The organism is Streptomyces sp. NBC_00178, assembly GCF_036206005.1.
Classification (GTDB): Bacteria; Actinomycetota; Actinomycetes; order Streptomycetales; family Streptomycetaceae; genus Streptomyces.
The window spans coordinates 2395379-2411086 of record NZ_CP108143.1; the positions used below are offsets into that span (position 1 = coordinate 2395379).

Below are 15708 nucleotides of genomic sequence, written 5' to 3' on the forward strand. Positions count from 1 at the left end.
TCTCTCGTCTCCCTGTGTCACTTCTCTACGTACCGCAGCGAGCGCAGACCGCGCTCCAGATGCCAGTGCAGATAGGCGGACACGAGTCCGCTCCCCTCCCTGACATGACGCGCCTCGCACGCGTCCGCCGTCTCCCAGTCACCGGTGAGCAACGCGCTCAGCAGTTCGACGGCCTCCGCCGAGGGTACGACGCTGCCGGGCACCCGGCAGTCGGCGCATATGACGCCGCCCGCCGCGACGGAGAAGAACCGGTTCGGTCCAGGCATTCCGCACCTGGCGCAGGCGTCGAAGCTGGGGGCGTAGCCGTTGACGGCGAGCGAGCGCAGCAGGAACGCGTCCAGGATCAGGTTCGGCGCGTGCTCGCCGCGCGCGAGGGTCCGCAGGCCGCCGACCAGCAGCAGGTACTGCTGGACCGCGGGCTCGCCCTCGTGGTCGGTGAACCGCTCGGCGGTCTCCAGCATGGCGGTTCCGGCGGTGTAGCGGGCGTAGTCGGCGACGATCCCGCCACCGTACGGAGCGATCGTCTCGCTCTGGGTGCACAGCGGGAGGCCGCGGCCGACGAGTTCGCTGCCGCGCGCGAAGAACTGCACGTCCACGTGGGAGAAGGGTTCGAGCCGCGCCCCGAACTTCGACTTGGTACGGCGCACTCCGCGCGCCACGGCACGCACCCTGCCGTGGCCGCGGGTCAGGATCGTGATGATCCGGTCGGCCTCGCCCAGCTTCTGCGTACGCAGCACGACGCCGTCGTCCCGGAACAAGCTCATACGCCCATTGTCGCCCACGGGCGTTCCCGCCCGGCAGAGGGTCGCGCGGGCCCGGGTGCGGCGACGGGCCGCCGGGACCCTCAGGAGGCCCTAGGAGGGCGTACGGGCCGCTGCCGCGAGCAGGGCGGCCGTGTCGGCCGGGCAGAGCCTCAGAGCGCTGCCCACCGTGGTGAGCACCTCGCGCTCCGCCTGGTTGTACGCCCCGTCCGCGAGCGCGATCCTGGCGCCCTGCAGCAGGACGGCCTCGCGGCCCGTGGTGGCCAGGTGCGGCGCGAGGGGCTTCAGCGCCTCGTGCAGTTCGATGGCGAGGGCCGCGCCGCACGCCTCCGCCGCCGGGCCGGTGCCGCCGGCCCCGGTCTCGGCGGCGAGCACCTCGACGATGGTGAAGAGCTGCTCCTGGGTGCAGTCGTCGAGCCCCGCCTCACGGACCGTGGCCGCCGCGGTCTCCAGGACCGTGCGGGAGGTGGTGCCGCCCGCGGCGAGCACGGCGAGCGTCACGGTGTGCACGGCCTCACGGAGCATCGCGGAGAAGCGCGTGGTCGTGGGGTGGTCCAGGACGTCGGTCCCGAAGTGCGTCCGGCAGGCGGCGCACTCGACGACGGGGCCCGCGCTGCCGCGGGGCAGGAGCGGCAGGCCGAGGACGGTCAGACGGTGGCGCCCGGTGAGCCGGCGGTAGTTGCGGTCGCCCCCGCAGCCGGGACAGAAGAACTCGCCGTCGCCGACGGTTTCCCAGACGGTGCGGCTGCCGCAGATGCGCAGTCCTGTGGCGCGTTGTCCTTTGGCCGTCCGCACGTCGCACACCTCCGTAACCCCACGGCAACATTGCCGCGCTGGACGTGATGTTAGCCACATGCGTGATGTGGCGTCAGCATTCCGGACGTCACAACCGCCGGAGATGGCCGAACCCCGCCCACCCTCGACGGGTGAACGGGGCTCCATGGCCGTGCGGTTCAGCACTTCTGCGGGCTTCTGCCCGGTTTGCCGTGCGAGGAGGTCAGCGGGCCGACCGGTTGACCGCCGAGACGACCGCCTTCAGCGACGCCCGCGTGGTGTTGGCGTCGATTCCGATGCCCCACAGCACCTTGCCGTCGATGGCGCACTCGATGTAGGAGGCCGCCTGCGCGCTCGCGCCCTCGCTCATGGTGTGCTCGGTGTAGTCCAGCAGGCGCGCGTCGATGCCGATGGCCTGCAGCGCCCCGAAGAACGCGGAGATCGGGCCGTTGCCCGTGCCGGTCAGCACCGTGTCCGAGCCGTCGACCGTCGCCTCGACCGTGATGGTGTCCTGGCCGTCGGAACCGGTCGTCGTCTGGCCGGACCGGATCTGCACCCGCCCCCAGGCGTTCTCGGGGTTGGGCAGGTACTCGTCGGCGAAGGCGGACCAGATCTCCGCCGGCGTGACCTCGCCGCCCTCGGCGTCGGTCTTGGCCTGAATGATCCGGGAGAACTCGATCTGCATCCGGCGGGGCAGGTCCAGCTTGTGGTCGTTCTTCAGGACGTAGGCGATGCCGCCCTTGCCGGACTGCGAGTTGACGCGGATGACGGCCTCGTAGGAGCGGCCGACGTCCTTCGGGTCGATCGGCAGGTAGGGCACGGCCCACTCGAGATCGTCGACGGTGACACCCTCGCCCCGGGCGGCCGCGTCGGCCTCCATCGCGTCGAAGCCCTTCTTGATGGCGTCCTGGTGGGAGCCGGAGAAGGACGTGTAGACCAGGTCGCCCGCGTAGGGGTGGCGCGGGTGGACCTCCATCTGGTTGCAGTACTCGCTGGTGCGGCGGATCTCGTCGATCTGCGAGAAGTCGATCTGGGGGTCGACGCCCTGCGAGAACAGGTTCATGCCGAGGGTGACCAGGTCGACGTTGCCGGTGCGCTCGCCCTGGCCGAACAGGCAGCCCTCGATGCGGTCGGCGCCCGCCATGATCGCCAGTTCCGCGGCGGCGACGGCCGTGCCGCGGTCGTTGTGCGGGTGGACCGACAGGCAGACGTACGGGCGGCGGGTCAGGCTGCGCGACATCCACTCGAAGCGGTCGGCGTGGGTGGACGGCGTCGAACGCTCCACCGTGGCGGGCAGGTTGAGGATGATCTCGCGGCCCTCCTCGGGCTGCCACACGTCACAGACGGCCTCGCAGACCTCCAGGGCGAAGTCCAGCTCGGTGTCGGTGAAGATCTCCGGGCTGTACTGGTAGCCGAAGATCGTCTCGTCGCCCAGGATCTTGTCCGCGTACTCCATCACCAGGCGGGTACCGTCCACGGCGATCTGCTTGACCTCCTCCTTCGAGCCGCGGAAGACCACGCGGCGGAAGGTGGGGGCGGTGGCGTTGTACAGGTGGACGGTCGCCCGGCGGGCCCCGCGCAGCGACTCGACGGTGCGCTCGATCAGTTCCTCACGCGCCTGCGTCAGGACGGAGATCGTCACGTCCTCGGGGATCGCGCCCTCTTCGATGATGGAGCGCACGAACGCGAAGTCGGTCTCGCCGGAGGACGGGAAGCCGACCTCGATCTCCTTGTAGCCCATGCGTACGAGCAGGTCGAACATCTCGCGCTTGCGCGCCGGCGACATGGGGTCGATCAGGGCCTGGTTGCCGTCGCGCAGGTCGGTCGACAGCCAGCGCGGAGCCTGCGTGATGCGGTTGTCCGGCCATGTGCGGTCGGAGATGTCCACGGCGTCGTACCCGCGGTACTTGTGGACCGGCATCCCGGACGGCTTCTGCAGCCGCTTCGCGTTGGTCAGCGGGGTGGGGCCGCCGACGGGAGTGGCTGCGGCGTCGGCGTGCACACGGGAATTCGCGGGGGTCATGGCGTACGGCTCCTCGGAGGTCCAGCAGGGGCGGCCGACTGTGTCGCTGCAACAGCGAACTCCGCGGGGAGGGAGCCGGCCTACGACTACAGGCCCTCGCCGCGGCAGCTAAGAAGAAGCAGCCCGATACGCATGATGCGGCAACACTAACCGAGGGGCGCCCGATACGTCGGTCCGTATCAGTATGCGGGATCGGCGCCTTGTAAAGGGTGAACGGTGATACATCACTCTATTTCGTCAATCACGATCGCAACCAGTGACAGCGTGGTGACTCAGTGCCACAGTCATTTGCATGCAGCCTCGACCGAACACCGGGCTCAGGCCCGTCTTCTGCACCATCGTCCCGCCCCACCTCCTCGACAAGCTGGCCCAGGCCGACGATCCGGTCCTGGCCGGTCCGGCCCGCCGCACCCTGGAGGCCGACGGGGCCCGTCGCCACCACCGCCGGGTGACGGCGCTGGCCTGGACGCCGGCGGCCACGGGCACCTCCGCCCCGGTCCCCGTCAAACCCCACCGCACCCTCTACGACTGCCGCCACGGCACGGACCTGCCGGGCGTCAAGGTCCGCGACGAGGGCGAGGAGGCCACCCAGGACGCCAGCGTCAACCGCGCCTACGCGGGACTCGGCGCGACCTACGACCTGCTGCTCTCGGAGTACGGCCGCAGCTCGATCGACGGCAAGGGCCTGCCGCTGATCGGCTCCGTCCACTACGACGAGAAGTACAACAACGCGTTCTTCGACGGCGAGCAGATGGTCTTCGGGGACGGCGACGGGGAGATCTTCCTCGACTTCACCGTCGCCATCGACGTCATCGCCCACGAACTGGCGCACGGGCTGACCCAGTACACGGCCAACCTGGCCTACGAGGGCCAGTCGGGCGCGCTCAACGAGTCGGTGTCGGACGTCTTCGGGTCGCTGGTCAAGCAGTACTCGCTGGGCCAGAGCGCCGACCAGGGCGACTGGCTGATCGGCGCCGGACTGCTCGCCCCCCGGGTGAGCGGCGTCGCGCTGCGCTCCATGAAGGCTCCAGGTACCGCGTACGACGACGACGTGCTCGGCAAGGACCCGCAGCCCGCCTCGATGGACGACTACGTCGAGACGGACGAGGACAACGGCGGGGTGCACATCAACTCCGGCATCCCGAACCGGGCCTTCTACCTGCTGGCCACGGCCCTCGGGGGCAACGCCTGGGAGCGGGCCGGCCGCATCTGGTTCGACGTGCTCACCGGCGGCGAGCTGACCCAGGACGCGTCCTTCACGGACTTCGCGAAGCTGACCGTCGCGGCGGCACAGCACAGGTTCGGGGAGGGCGACGAGGCGGAAGCGGTGCTCAAGGCCTGGTCGGAGGTGGGCGTACCGACCAGGTGACCGGGTAGGTACGAAACGGACCGTCCGAGCGGGCCGTCCGACCGGGCAAGGCAGGAGCCGTCACGCATGCGCATTCAGGTCAGCCGGACCGGCGGGTTCGCCGGCATCGCCCGCGACGGCGAGGTCGAGACCTCGGGACGGGCCGACGCCTCGGAGTGGGAGGCCCTGGCCGAGGCGGCAGTCGGCGCCTCCCCCGGCGGACGTCCCGCGGGGGTGCCGGACGGCTTCCGCTACCGGATCACGGTCGGCGACCGGACGGTCGACTGTGCGGACCCGCGGCTGACCGAGGCGCAGCGGACGCTGATCTCCCGGGTCCTGAAAGAGGGTGCGTAGTCCGGGTCCCGGCCCCCGCCCGGTGGGGCGGGGGCCGGGACCCGGGACCCCGCTCAGAATCCCAGCTTGCGCAGCTGCTTAGGATCGCGCTGCCAGTCCTTGGCGACCTTGACGTGCAGGTCCAGGAAGACCGGGGTGCCGAGCAGTGCCTCGATGTGCTTGCGCGACTTCGTACCGACGTCCTTCAGCCGCTTTCCCTTCGGGCCGATGATGATGCCCTTCTGGCTGGGGCGCTCGATGTAGACGTTCGCGTGGATGTCCAGCAGCGGCTTGTCCGCCGGGCGGTCCTCGCGAGGCAGCATCTCCTCGACGACGACCGCGATGGAGTGCGGCAGCTCGTCCCGGACGCCCTCCAGGGCGGCCTCGCGGATGAGCTCGGCGACCATGACCATCTCGGGCTCGTCGGTGAGGTCGCCCTCCGGGTAGAGAGGCGGGCTCTCGGGCAGCAGCGGCGCGATGAGGTCCGCCAGCAGCTCCACCTGGCCTGCGCCTCGCCCGTCACCGCCCTTGTCCGAGGCGGTACGTCCCGCCTTCTGCTCTGCCTCGACCGCGGAGACCGGGATGATCTCGGCCCATTCGAAGCCGAGCTCGTCCGCCAGCGCGGAGACGGCGAGCAGCTGCTCGGCGAGCGCCTTGGACTCGACCAGGTCGGTCTTGGTGATGATCGCGATCTTCGGGGTCTTCTTGATCCCGGCGAGTTCCTTGACGATGAACTTGTCGCCGGGGCCGAGCTTCTGGTCGGCGGGCAGGCAGAAGCCGATGACGTCGACCTCGGCCCAGGTGGTCCGCACGACGTCGTTCAGTCGCTCCCCGAGCAGCGTCCGCGGCTTGTGGAGGCCGGGCGTGTCCACCAGGATCAGCTGGGCGTCGTCGCGGTGCACGATGCCGCGCACCGTGTGCCGGGTGGTCTGGGGGCGGTTGGAGGTGATCGCCACCTTCTGACCGACCAGAGCGTTCGTGAGGGTGGACTTGCCCGCGTTGGGGCGCCCCACGAAGCAGGCGAAGCCGGCCCGGTGGGGGGCGGTGTTCTCAGCCTGCTGGGCAGCGGCTTCTGTGTTCGGTCGAGCGCTCATGGCGCCCATTCTCCCCGATCCCGGCGGCGGCGATGCACAGCAGGGCGCGGCGGTCCCGGATCAGCCCGCGCTCAGCGTCGACCGGAGCGTGCCGTCGGGCCCCGCGAGCAGCACGGGTGTGTCCGGACCTCCCAGGTCACGGACGGCGGCCCGGTCGGCGTCCGAGGCGGCACCGGCCTCGGAGACCACCGCCGCCGCCTCCAGCGACGTGGCACCACTGGCCACCGCCATCGCGACGGCCGTCTGGAGCGCGCTGAGCTTCAGCGAGTCCAGGGCCACGGTTCCGGCGGCGTACGTACGCCCGGTCTCGTCCCGGACCGCCGCACCCTCCGGCACTCCGTTGCGGGCGCGGACGCTGCGCGCCAGTGTGACGATCTTGCGGTCCTCGGGGCCGAGGTCGGTGGTGTCGGTCATGTGCCGAGCATACGGAGCGGGCGCACGCCCTCTCGGCGACGGGGTGCGTTCACCCCGCTGCCGGACACATCGAGCCGCGTCTGCCCTCTGGCGAGTCCGGCCACAGCGGTCGGGCCCGCGTGCCGGTGCCGGGCAGCGGGGTGTGCGGGACGGACACCAGGTCCGTGCGGGGTGGGCAGCCGCAGTCGGGGCCCGGCGGGGACGCGGCTCCCGCTGGGCTTCACCGCCGGCACGGCGGCGGGCGGTGCTCACCGGCGCGCGGGGACGGCCGAAGCCCGACGGACCCCGTACCCCGTACCCCGTGCGCCATTCCGCCGTAGGGCCTACGGCCGGTCCAGGCGCAGCCGTTCCGCTTTCGGCAGGCCGGCCACCACGAGGTCGTAGCTGTCCTCGACGAGCTCCCGCACCATCCGGTCCGGGAGCTCGGAGACCGTCACCGTGTTCCAGTGCCGCTTGTTCAGGTGCCAGCCGGGGACGATCGCGGCGTGCTCCTTGCGGAGCCGCAGAGCCTCGTCCGGATCGCACTTGAGACTCACCTGCAGCGGCGAGGAGTCCAGCACGCTCAGGGCGAACATCTTTCCCAGGACCTTGAAGACGGAGGCGTCCGGGCCGAACGGGAACTCCTCCACGCTCGCGTTGAACTCCAGGCAGAATCCGCGCAGTTCCTGGGGCGTCATGCCGTCTCGCTTCCCTCCGGCTCCACCAGCACCGTGACGATCTTGTTCCTGCGGCCCGCCGGGGACTCCGCCGTGAGGCGGAGCTTCCGTCCGTCGGGGAGGTCGACGATCGAGGAGGCCCCGGAGATCGGCACCCGCCCGAGCGCCTTCGCCAGCAGACCGCCGACCGTCTCGACGTCCTCGTCGTCGTACGCGTCGAGGCCGAAGAGCTCCCCGAGGTCACCGATGTCGAGCCGGGCGGTCACCCGGAAGCAGCCGTTCTCCAGCTCCTGGACCGGCGGGAGTTCGCGGTCGTACTCGTCGGTGATCTCGCCGACGATCTCCTCCAGGATGTCCTCGATGGTGACGATGCCGGCCGTGCCGCCGTACTCGTCGATGACCACGGCGACGTGGCTGCGGTCCTGCTGCATCTCGCGCAGGAGGTCACCGGCGTTCTTCGTGTCGGGGACGAACGCGGCGGGGCGCATGGCCGTGGAGACCAGGTCCGACTCCGCCTCCCGGTTGATGTGCGTCTTGCGGACCAGGTCCTTCAGGTAGACGATGCCGACGATGTCGTCCTCGTTCTCCCCGGTGACCGGGATGCGCGAGAAGCCGGAGCGCAGCGCGAGGGTGAGCGCCTGCCGGACCGTCTTGTACCGCTCGATGATGACGAGGTCGGTGCGGGGCACCATCACCTCGCGCACGAGGGTGTCCCCGAGCTCGAAGACCGAGTGCACCATGCGGCGTTCGTCGTCCTCGATGAGCGACTCCTGCTCGGCGAGGTCGACCATGGCGCGCAGTTCGGCCTCGCTGGCGAAGGGACCCTTGCGGAAGCCCTTGCCCGGGGTCAGCGCGTTGCCCAGGAGGATCAGCAGCTGCGGGATCGGCCCCATGATCCTGGCCAGGGGCAGCAGCGCGTAGGCCGCTGCCGTCGCGGTGTTCAGCGGGTGCTGACGGCCGATGGTGCGCGGCGAGACCCCGATGGCGACGTAGCTGACGAGGACCATGATCCCCACCGCGAGGGCCAGCGCCTGCCAGGTCTCGCCGAGTTCCTGGAGGCAGGCGTAGGTGACGAGCACCCCCGCCGAGGTCTCGCAGGCGACGCGCACGAGCAGCGCCACGTTGAGGTAGCGGGTGGGGTCGGCGGCGACCTGCGCGAGTTTGGCGCTGCCGCGCCGCCCTGCGCGCTCGGCCTCGGCCGCCCGGAAGCTGGACGTGCGCGCGATGCCGGCCTCGGCACACGCGGCGAGCCACCCGACGACGACCAGCAGGACCGCGCCCGCGACGAGGGGGAAGCTCACGAGACGGTGGGGGCGGGGGACGGGCCGGTCAGGCCGCGCTCGCCGCGCCAGCCGTCGACGATCGCCGCCTGGAGGCCGAACATCTCGGCCTTCTCGTCCGGCTCCTCGTGGTCGTACCCGAGGAGGTGCAGCACCCCGTGGACGGTCAGCAGTTGCAGCTCCTCGTCCATCGAGTGCTGCGTCTCGGCGTCCTCACCCTGCTTCTTGGCGACCTCCGGGCACAGCACGATGTCGCCGAGGAGCCCCTGCGGGGGCTCCTCGTCGTCCTTGGCCGGCGGGCGGAGTTCGTCCATCGGGAAGGACATGACATCCGTAGGGCCCGGGAGGTCCATCCACTGGATGTGGAGCTGCTCCATGGCGGCGGTGTCCACCACGATCACCGAGAGTTCGGACAGCGGATGGATCCGCATCCGGGCGAGGGCGTAGCGGGCGATGTCGAGGATCGCCTGCTCGTCGACCTCGGTTCCGGACTCGTTGTTGACGTCGATCGACATGGTGCGCTGCGACTACTTCCCGTTGCGGCCGGTACGGCCCTCTGCGTTGTCGTACTTCTCGTACGCGTCGACGATACGGCCGACGAGCTTGTGCCGGACGACATCCTGCGAGGTGAGCCTGGAGAAGTGCACGTCCTCCACGCCGTCCAGGATCTCCTGAACCTGACGCAGACCGCTCTTGGTGCCGCTCGGCAGGTCGACCTGGGTGACGTCACCGGTGATGACGATCTTCGAGTCGAACCCGAGCCTGGTGAGGAACATCTTCATCTGCTCGGCGCTGGTGTTCTGCGCCTCGTCGAGGATGATGAACGCGTCGTTCAGCGTGCGGCCCCGCATGTAGGCCAGCGGCGCGACCTCGATCGTGCCCGCGGCCATCAGCCGGGGGATCGAGTCGGGGTCGAGCATGTCGTGCAGGGCGTCGTAGAGCGGACGCAGGTACGGGTCGATCTTGTCGAAGAGGGTGCCGGGCAGGAAGCCGAGCCGCTCCCCCGCCTCGACGGCGGGCCTGGTCAGGATGATCCGGCTGACCTGCTTGGACTGCAGGGCCTGGACCGCCTTGGCCATGGCGAGGTAGGTCTTGCCGGTGCCGGCGGGGCCGATGCCGAAGACGATGGTGTGCTTGTCGATCGCGTCGACGTACCGCTTCTGGTTCAGCGTCTTGGGACGGATCGTGCGCCCGCGGTTGGAGAGGATGTTCTGGGTGAGCACCTCCGCGGGGGTCTCGGCGCCGTCCCCTTCGCCGTTCCCGCTCGCCCTGAGCATGGCGATCGAGCGTTCCACAGCGTCCTCCGTCATCGGCTGCCCGGTGCGCAGCACCAGCACCATCTCGTCGAAAAGGCGCTGGATCAGCGCGACGTCCGCCGCGCCTCCAGTCGCACTGATCTCGTTGCCCCGGACATGGATGTCGACGGCCGGGAACGCCGTTTCGATCACGCGCAGCAGCGAATCGCCCGACCCCAGGAGCATCACCATGGGGTGTGCGGCCGGAATGCTGATCCGGGCCGTCGCCTGCGGCTGTGTAGGTGACTGCGTCATGGGCCGGCCCTCGGGCCTGCGCATACCTCCCGTTGCAGGGCCGTCGCTGCTCGACGGCCTCTGGAGTACCAGCGTACGACTCCGCACCGACAACGCAGAGGGATTTACCGCGTGATCATCCGTCCTTCACTGACGGAAGCCGATGGTCGGAACGGCCCGGCGCAGCGGCCACGCCCTGCTGGTCGCGGGCAGCAGCTCCTCCAGGAAGGCGTAGCGCTCCAGGGCGGCCGGGTCCTGCTCGGCGAAGGTGCGCACCTGCTGCCACCAGGCGCCGACCTCGGCCCATCCGGGGGCCGAGAGGGACCCGCCGAACTCCTGCACCGAGAGGGCCGCCGTCAGTCCGGCGAAGGCGAGGCGGTCGGCGAGCGGCCATCCCGCGAGGGTCCCGGTGACGAAGCCGGCGACGAAGACGTCGCCGGCCCCCGTGGGGTCGAGCGCCTCGACGTCGATGGCGGGCACCGAGGCGGCCGCCCCGGTCGCCCCGTCCACCGCGTAGGCGCCGTCGGCACCCAGGGTGACCACGGCGAGGGGGACCCGTTCGGCCAGGGCGTGGGCGGCGGCGCGCGGGCAGTCGGTGCGCGTGTAGCGCATCGCCTCCTCGGCGTTGGGGAGGAAGGCCAGGCAGTGGCCCAGGTCGGGCAGCGCGTCCAGGTCCCAGCGGCCGGACTCGTCCCAGCCGACGTCGGCGAAGAGCGTGGCGCCGTTACGGGCCGCTTCGGCCACCCAGGGCTCGCTGCGGCCGGGCGTGAGCGAGGCGATGGCGGCGCGGGCGCGCGGCGGACAGGACGGCAGTGTGCGGCCGGGCACCGCCGACGGGCCGGGGTCCGGAGCCTCGTGGCCGTGCGAGACCATCGTGCGTTCGCCCTCGTAGGCCATGGAGACGGTGACGGGCGAGTGCCAGCCGGGGACCGTGCGGGACATGGACAGGTCGATGTGCTCACCCTGTTCGAGGGCGTCCCAGCAGTACTCGCCGTAGTGGTCGTCGCCGAACGCGGCGGCCAGGGAGGTGCGCAGGCCCAGCCGGGCGAGGGCGGTGGCCATGTTGGCGACGCCACCCGGGCTGGATCCCATCCCCCGCGCCCAGGACTCGGTCCCGCGTACCGGAGCGCTGTCCAGGCCGGTGAAGATGATGTCCAGGAAGACCGGACCGGTCAGGAAGACGTCGCAGGCGGGGTCCTGGGGGGCGCGCAGCCCGAGCAGCGGGTCGATGCCTGGATTACCTGTACTCACCTTGCGCTCCCGGCCGTGGCGGATCTGATCAGTGCGAGATCCGGCCAGTCTGCCGGATCGGCAGCGCCGTCCGGAGCGCACGCGCCGGTCCCCGCGCACTCGTCCCCACCTGCATAAACATGCGCTGTTACCCGGCCTTGCGCTGCATAAACACAAGAGTGACCCAGATCACATCGAGCCGACTTTCCGTCGCCAGTGCGTGCTTGATACAAATTGGCCCGCGAGCACCGTTCGGGACAGTTGACGACGAGTGCCTCCTCTCCCGCTTTCCCCCGCTATTTCTCGCTTTACCCTCCCCTGCCTTCCTGCGCCTCACCCTCCCCCGCTCCACCCTCCCCTGCCTTCCCCTGCCCTCTTCGGCATGTCTCCAGGAACGCCCATGTCCTCGCGCCCTCGCGCCGCGTGGCCCTTGGTGGCCGTGTTCACCGCCGGTTACCTCGCCGCCTATCTGCTCCCGACCATCGTCGGCCGCCTCAGCAGCTCTCTGGGGCTGAGCCAGGCCCAGTCCGGCCTGGTCGGCAGCGCCCTTCTGCTCAGCTCCGCCTCCGCGGGCTTCACGCTGGCCGGTCGCGTCGAGAGGTACGGCTCGCGCAGACCGGCACGTGCCGGTCTGGTCCTCGCGGGCCTCGGCTACGGCTGCGCGGCGCTGACCACCTCGGTGCCCCTGGTCGTGCTCGGTGCGGTGATCGGCGGATTCGGCTCCGGCACGGCGACCGCCGTGGCCGCCTCGGGCATCGCGGCGCAGAACGACCCGCACCGGACGTCGTCGCTCGGGCTGCTCAGCGTCTCGGCGACGGCGGGCGCCCTCTACCTGACGATCCCTCACCTCGGTGGCGGCCACCGGCTGCCGTTCGCGTCGATCGCCCTGGCCGCCCTGCTCGTCTGGCCCGCCACGTCACGGCTGGGCGGTTCCGTGCCCGCGGGTGCGGCCTCCCCCGTCCAGGGGCGGCTGCCGCACCGCCGCTCCGGCCTGGTCCTGGCGGGCGGGATGCTCGTGTGGTCCATGGCGCAGAACGCCCTCTGGGGCGTCAGCAGCCGTATCGGCATCGGTCAGGCGGGGCTCTCCGAGGTGACCGTCGGCGCCGTGTTCGCCGCCGCGCTCGGCGCGGGTCTGCTCGGCGTCATGGGGGCCGGCGTGCTGGGCGCCCGGCTCGGGCGGGCGGTGCCGATCGGCCTCGGGACGATGATCATCGCGTGCAGCATCGTGCTCAGTTCGTCGGCCGACGACCTCGGGTCCTTCGCGACCGGCGAGGTCGTGTGGAACACCTTCTACCCGGTGGTCCTGTCCTACCTCATCGGTCTGGCCGCCTCGCTGGACGTGCGCGGCCGCTGGGCGGTCCTCGCCGGCTCCGCGTCGTCCGTGGGCGTGGCCTGCGGCCCGGTCCTGGGCAGCGTGCTCTCCCAGCAGGCGGGCTACGCCGTGATGGGCCTGATCCTGGGCGCGGCCACCCTGCTGGTCGCCGCCCCGGTCACCGCCGTCGCACTGCACACCGGCGGACGCCCGCTGGTGCCCGGTTCGGTCCGCCGCAGGGGCGGCGCGCCCGCCGCGCTCCTCGCCGCCACGACGGGCAGCCTGCCCGGCGCCGTACCCAAGCTGGGTGCGCCGGAGCAGGCCGTCACGGAGATCAGCGTCCCCGGCCTCCGGCGGAGGCGGCTGGTCCGCAGCGCGATCCGGACCGCCGGCCCCGCCGGTCAGTCGAACGCGTACGCCTCGACCTCGGAGAGGTAGCGCGCCCTGCGCTCCTCGTCGTGGTCGAGGAAGGCCGCCTCGAAGGAGTTGCGGGCCAGGGTGCGCAACTGCTCCCGGTCCAGGCCGAGTGCCTCGTGCACGGCGTGGAAGGTGTCCCCGACGTAACCGCCGAAGTAGGCGGGGTCGTCGGAGTTCACCGTGCAGAGCAGTCCGGCGGCCATCATGGCCGGCAGCGGGTGCTCCTCCAGTACGTCGACGGCGCGCAGCCGCACGTTGGACAGCGGGCAGAGCGTGAGCGGCACCCGGTCGGCGACGAGCCGCTTCACCAGGTCCGGGTCCTCCATCGCGCGCAGTCCGTGGTCGACGCGCTCGACGCCCAGGACGTCCAGGGCCTCACGGATGTAGGCGGGCGGGCCCTCCTCCCCGGCGTGTGCGACCTTGCGCAGCCCGAGGGCCCCGGCCGCCTCGTACACCTCGCGGAACTTCGACGGCGGGTGGCCGACCTCGGCGGAGTCGAGGCCGACGGCGCTGACGCGGTGGAGGTACGGCTTCGCGGCCTCCAGGGTTTCCAGCGCCGACGCGGCGGACCTGTCACGAAGGAAGCACATGATCAGCTGCGTGGAGATGCCGTGCTTCTCCTCGCTCTCGTCCAGCGCCCGCCCGAGCCCCTCGATGACGGTCCCGATCGGCACGCCCCGGTCGGTGTGGGCCTGCGGGTCGAAGAAGATCTCCGCGTGCCGGACGCCCTGCGCCGCGGCGCGGGCGAGGTAGGCGTCGGCCAGTTCGGCGAAGTCGTCCTCGGTGCGCAGGACCGCCATCAGCGCGTAGTAGAGGTCGAGGAAGGTCTGCAGGTCGTCGAAGAGGTAGGCACGGCGGAGCTCTTCGGTGTCCGCGTAGGGGAGGCCGACGCCGTTGCGGGCCGCGAGCGCGAAGGCCAGCTCGGGTTCGAGGGTCCCCTCGATGTGGAGGTGGAGCTCTGCTTTGGGGAGGTGCACGGTGATCTCGTTACTGGTGGCGGGTGGGTACGGGGACCCTGATCAGGTCCTGGGCGATGGTCAGTCCGCCTTCGAAGCCGGCTGCCCTGGCCTGTTGCTCGAAGACGTCGGGGTCGCTGTAGCGCTGGGAGAAGTGCGTCAGCACGAGGTGCCGTACGCCCGACTCCCTCGCCACGCGCGCCGCCTGCCCCGCGGTGAGGTGACCGTGGTCGGCGGCGAGCCGGCCGTCCTCGTCGAGGAAGGTCGACTCGATGACCAGCATGTCGCATTCCTCCGCGAGCGCGAACGCACCGTCGCAGAGCCGCGTGTCCATCACGAAGGCGAAGCGCTGGCCGCGCCGCTCCTCCGAGACCTCCTCCAGAGTGACGCCGCGCAGGACGCCGTCCCGCTGGATGCGTCCCACGTCGGGGCCCGCGATGCCGTGCTCCGCCAGCTTCCCGGGGAGCATGCGCCGCCGGTCGGGTTCGGTGAGGCGGTACCCGAAGGACTCGACCGGATGCGAGAGCCGGCGGCTGTCGAGGGTGTACGCCGCCGTGGTGGCGAGGATCCCGTCGGCGGCCACCGGGACCTCCGTCAGCTCGACGGACTCGCGGTAGGCGGTCGAGTACCGCAACCGGTCGAAGAAGTGCTGTCCGCTCGCCGGGAAGTGCGCGGTGACCGGGTGGGGGACCTGGTCGAGGTTGATCCGCTGGATCACACCGGCGAGGCCCAGCGCGTGGTCGCCGTGGAAGTGGGTGACGCAGATCCGGTCGATGTCGTGCGCGGCGACGCCCGCCCGCAGCATCTGCCGCTGCGTCCCCTCCCCGGGGTCGAAGAGGATGCCCTCGCCGTCCCACCGCAGCAGGTAACCGTTGTGGTTGCGGTGGCGGGTGGGGACCTGGCTGGCGGTCCCGAGGACCACGAGTTCTCTTACGGACACGGTCGCTTCCGGGGTCGTTCGTCGGATCGGGGCGGACCGGGCGCCGGGGCCCCTGCCGTGCGCCCCGCGGGGCATCAGCGGGCCGGTGGCGGCCCGGGGCGGTACCTTCGGGGGCCCGCGAGCGGTCCCGTCACCGTGGTGGATCAGTACGGCGTCGCATGCGGTGCACCCCACCGCGGGGGGACGTCGCACAGCGGACGCCTCCGGGGCTCCGCGACGACGTCGCGAGGTGCCGCGGCCGTCGTCGCGCGCCCGCCGGGGATCACGTGACGGTTCTCAGCCGGGGGGCCACTGCATCCCGCGTCCGCCCAGGACGTGGGCGTGCGCGTGGAAGACGGTCTGCCCGGCGCCGGCACCGGTGTTGAGGACGATGCGGTAGCCCGATTCGCCGAGCTTCTCGTCCGCCGCGACCAGACCGGCTTCACGCAGCACGTCCGCCGCGGTCTGCGGCTCGGCGGCCGCGAGCGCGGCGGCGTCCGGATAGTGCGCCCTGGGAATGACCAGGACGTGCGTCGGCGCCTGGGGGTTTATGTCGCGGAAGGCGATGGTCGTGTCGCTCTCGCGGACGATGGTGGCCGGGATGTCCCCTGTCACGATCTTGCAGAACAGGCAGTCGGTCTGCGGCTCTCCCGCCATGGCCC

At 71.2% G+C, this 15708-nt stretch carries 16 protein-coding genes; 3 read left to right on the forward strand and 13 right to left on the reverse strand.

Features of this window, described 5'->3' with window-relative positions; genetic code table 11:
* Positions 1–17: 17 nt before the first annotated feature.
* The 3 genes from recO to leuA all read right to left on the reverse strand — a co-directional run bounded on the left by recO (position 18) and on the right by leuA (position 3558).
* A complete protein-coding gene (gene recO / locus OHT61_RS10390; RefSeq protein ID WP_329037129.1) occupies positions 18–764 on the reverse strand; it encodes a DNA repair protein RecO in 747 nt (248 codons plus the stop codon).
* Positions 765–854: 90 nt separating this feature from the next.
* The gene (locus tag OHT61_RS10395) at positions 855–1556 is read right to left on the reverse strand and encodes a TerB family tellurite resistance protein (protein ID WP_329037131.1); all 702 of its coding nucleotides are present in this window, start codon (positions 1554–1556) and stop codon (positions 855–857) included.
* A gap of 202 nt (positions 1557–1758) precedes the next feature.
* Complete coding sequence (gene leuA, locus OHT61_RS10400) at positions 1759–3558, reverse strand: 2-isopropylmalate synthase (RefSeq protein ID WP_329037132.1); 1800 nt, start codon at positions 3556–3558, stop codon at positions 1759–1761.
* Between the two features lie 292 nt (positions 3559–3850).
* On the opposite strand from leuA, the gene OHT61_RS10405 reads away from it, so the two are divergent.
* Both OHT61_RS10405 and OHT61_RS10410 read left to right on the forward strand, forming a co-directional pair.
* Positions 3851–4927, forward strand: a complete 1077-nt coding sequence (locus OHT61_RS10405; protein ID WP_329037133.1) for a M4 family metallopeptidase — start codon at positions 3851–3853, stop codon at positions 4925–4927.
* Positions 4928–4993: 66 nt separating this feature from the next.
* Complete coding sequence (locus tag OHT61_RS10410; RefSeq protein ID WP_329037135.1) at positions 4994–5260, forward strand: protealysin inhibitor emfourin; 267 nt, start codon at positions 4994–4996, stop codon at positions 5258–5260.
* Positions 5261–5313: 53 nt separating this feature from the next.
* On the opposite strand, the gene OHT61_RS10415 is transcribed toward OHT61_RS10410, so the two are convergent.
* The 7 genes from OHT61_RS10415 to OHT61_RS10445 form a co-directional block, all read right to left on the reverse strand.
* Entirely contained in the window at positions 5314–6342 is a 1029-nt protein-coding gene (locus OHT61_RS10415; RefSeq protein ID WP_329037137.1) for a GTPase Era, read from the reverse strand.
* Positions 6343–6393: 51 nt separating this feature from the next.
* Entirely contained in the window at positions 6394–6747 is a 354-nt protein-coding gene (locus OHT61_RS10420) for a cytidine deaminase (RefSeq protein ID WP_329037140.1), read from the reverse strand.
* 323 nt (positions 6748–7070) lie between these two features.
* Positions 7071–7424, reverse strand: coding sequence for an MmcQ/YjbR family DNA-binding protein (locus OHT61_RS10425; protein ID WP_329037143.1), 354 nt, complete (start codon positions 7422–7424; stop codon positions 7071–7073).
* Positions 7421–8704, reverse strand: a complete 1284-nt coding sequence (locus OHT61_RS10430; protein WP_329037144.1) for a hemolysin family protein — start codon at positions 8702–8704, stop codon at positions 7421–7423. Before OHT61_RS10430 ends, OHT61_RS10425 begins: the two co-directional genes overlap by 4 nt.
* Positions 8701–9198 carry an rRNA maturation RNase YbeY gene (gene ybeY, locus OHT61_RS10435; protein WP_277334053.1) on the reverse strand — a complete coding sequence of 166 codons (498 nt, stop codon included), beginning with the start codon at positions 9196–9198 and terminating at the stop codon, positions 8701–8703. The genes OHT61_RS10430 and ybeY overlap by 4 nt, the downstream gene beginning before the upstream one ends.
* Before the next feature lie 12 nt (positions 9199–9210).
* Positions 9211–10233, reverse strand: a complete 1023-nt coding sequence (locus tag OHT61_RS10440; protein WP_329037148.1) for a PhoH family protein — start codon at positions 10231–10233, stop codon at positions 9211–9213.
* Between the two features lie 126 nt (positions 10234–10359).
* A complete protein-coding gene (locus tag OHT61_RS10445; protein WP_329037150.1) occupies positions 10360–11463 on the reverse strand; it encodes a carbohydrate kinase family protein in 1104 nt (367 codons plus the stop codon).
* 379 nt (positions 11464–11842) lie between these two features.
* Here OHT61_RS10445 and OHT61_RS10450 point away from each other — a divergent pair, with 379 nt between their 5' ends.
* The gene (locus OHT61_RS10450) at positions 11843–13192 is read left to right on the forward strand and encodes an MFS transporter (protein WP_329037152.1); all 1350 of its coding nucleotides are present in this window, start codon (positions 11843–11845) and stop codon (positions 13190–13192) included.
* Here the strand turns inward: OHT61_RS10450 and OHT61_RS10455 are convergent.
* From OHT61_RS10455 to OHT61_RS10465, 3 genes are all read right to left on the reverse strand, one after another.
* Positions 13156–14148 (reverse strand): adenosine deaminase, encoded by a 993-nt coding sequence (locus OHT61_RS10455; protein ID WP_329037155.1) that lies wholly within the window; start codon positions 14146–14148, stop codon positions 13156–13158. The genes OHT61_RS10450 and OHT61_RS10455 overlap by 37 nt on opposite strands.
* 10 nt (positions 14149–14158) lie before the next feature.
* Entirely contained in the window at positions 14159–15067 is a 909-nt protein-coding gene (locus OHT61_RS10460; RefSeq protein WP_329037157.1) for a ribonuclease Z, read from the reverse strand.
* A 276-nt stretch (positions 15068–15343) separates the two neighbouring features.
* A complete protein-coding gene (locus OHT61_RS10465) occupies positions 15344–15703 on the reverse strand; it encodes a histidine triad nucleotide-binding protein (RefSeq protein WP_329037158.1) in 360 nt (119 codons plus the stop codon).
* Positions 15704–15708: the final 5 nt, after the last annotated feature.

Excerpts from the sequence above, each read along its gene's own strand:
- ybeY (WP_277334053.1), bottom strand. The coding sequence starts at position 9,198 with ATGTCGATCGACGTCAACAACGAGTCCGGAACCGAGGTCGACGAGCAG.
- OHT61_RS10415 (WP_329037137.1), bottom strand. The coding sequence starts at position 6,342 with ATGGGCGCCATGAGCGCTCGACCGAACACAGAAGCCGCTGCCCAGCAG.
- OHT61_RS10425 (WP_329037143.1), bottom strand. The coding sequence starts at position 7,424 with ATGACGCCCCAGGAACTGCGCGGATTCTGCCTGGAGTTCAACGCGAGC.
- recO (WP_329037129.1), bottom strand. The coding sequence starts at position 764 with ATGAGCTTGTTCCGGGACGACGGCGTCGTGCTGCGTACGCAGAAGCTG.
- OHT61_RS10410 (WP_329037135.1), top strand. The coding sequence starts at position 4,994 with ATGCGCATTCAGGTCAGCCGGACCGGCGGGTTCGCCGGCATCGCCCGC.
- OHT61_RS10440 (WP_329037148.1), bottom strand. The coding sequence starts at position 10,233 with ATGACGCAGTCACCTACACAGCCGCAGGCGACGGCCCGGATCAGCATT.
- OHT61_RS10450 (WP_329037152.1), top strand. The coding sequence starts at position 11,843 with ATGTCCTCGCGCCCTCGCGCCGCGTGGCCCTTGGTGGCCGTGTTCACC.
- OHT61_RS10405 (WP_329037133.1), top strand. The coding sequence starts at position 3,851 with ATGCAGCCTCGACCGAACACCGGGCTCAGGCCCGTCTTCTGCACCATC.
- OHT61_RS10465 (WP_329037158.1), bottom strand. The coding sequence starts at position 15,703 with ATGGCGGGAGAGCCGCAGACCGACTGCCTGTTCTGCAAGATCGTGACA.
- leuA (WP_329037132.1), bottom strand. The coding sequence starts at position 3,558 with ATGACCCCCGCGAATTCCCGTGTGCACGCCGACGCCGCAGCCACTCCC.
- OHT61_RS10420 (WP_329037140.1), bottom strand. The coding sequence starts at position 6,747 with ATGACCGACACCACCGACCTCGGCCCCGAGGACCGCAAGATCGTCACA.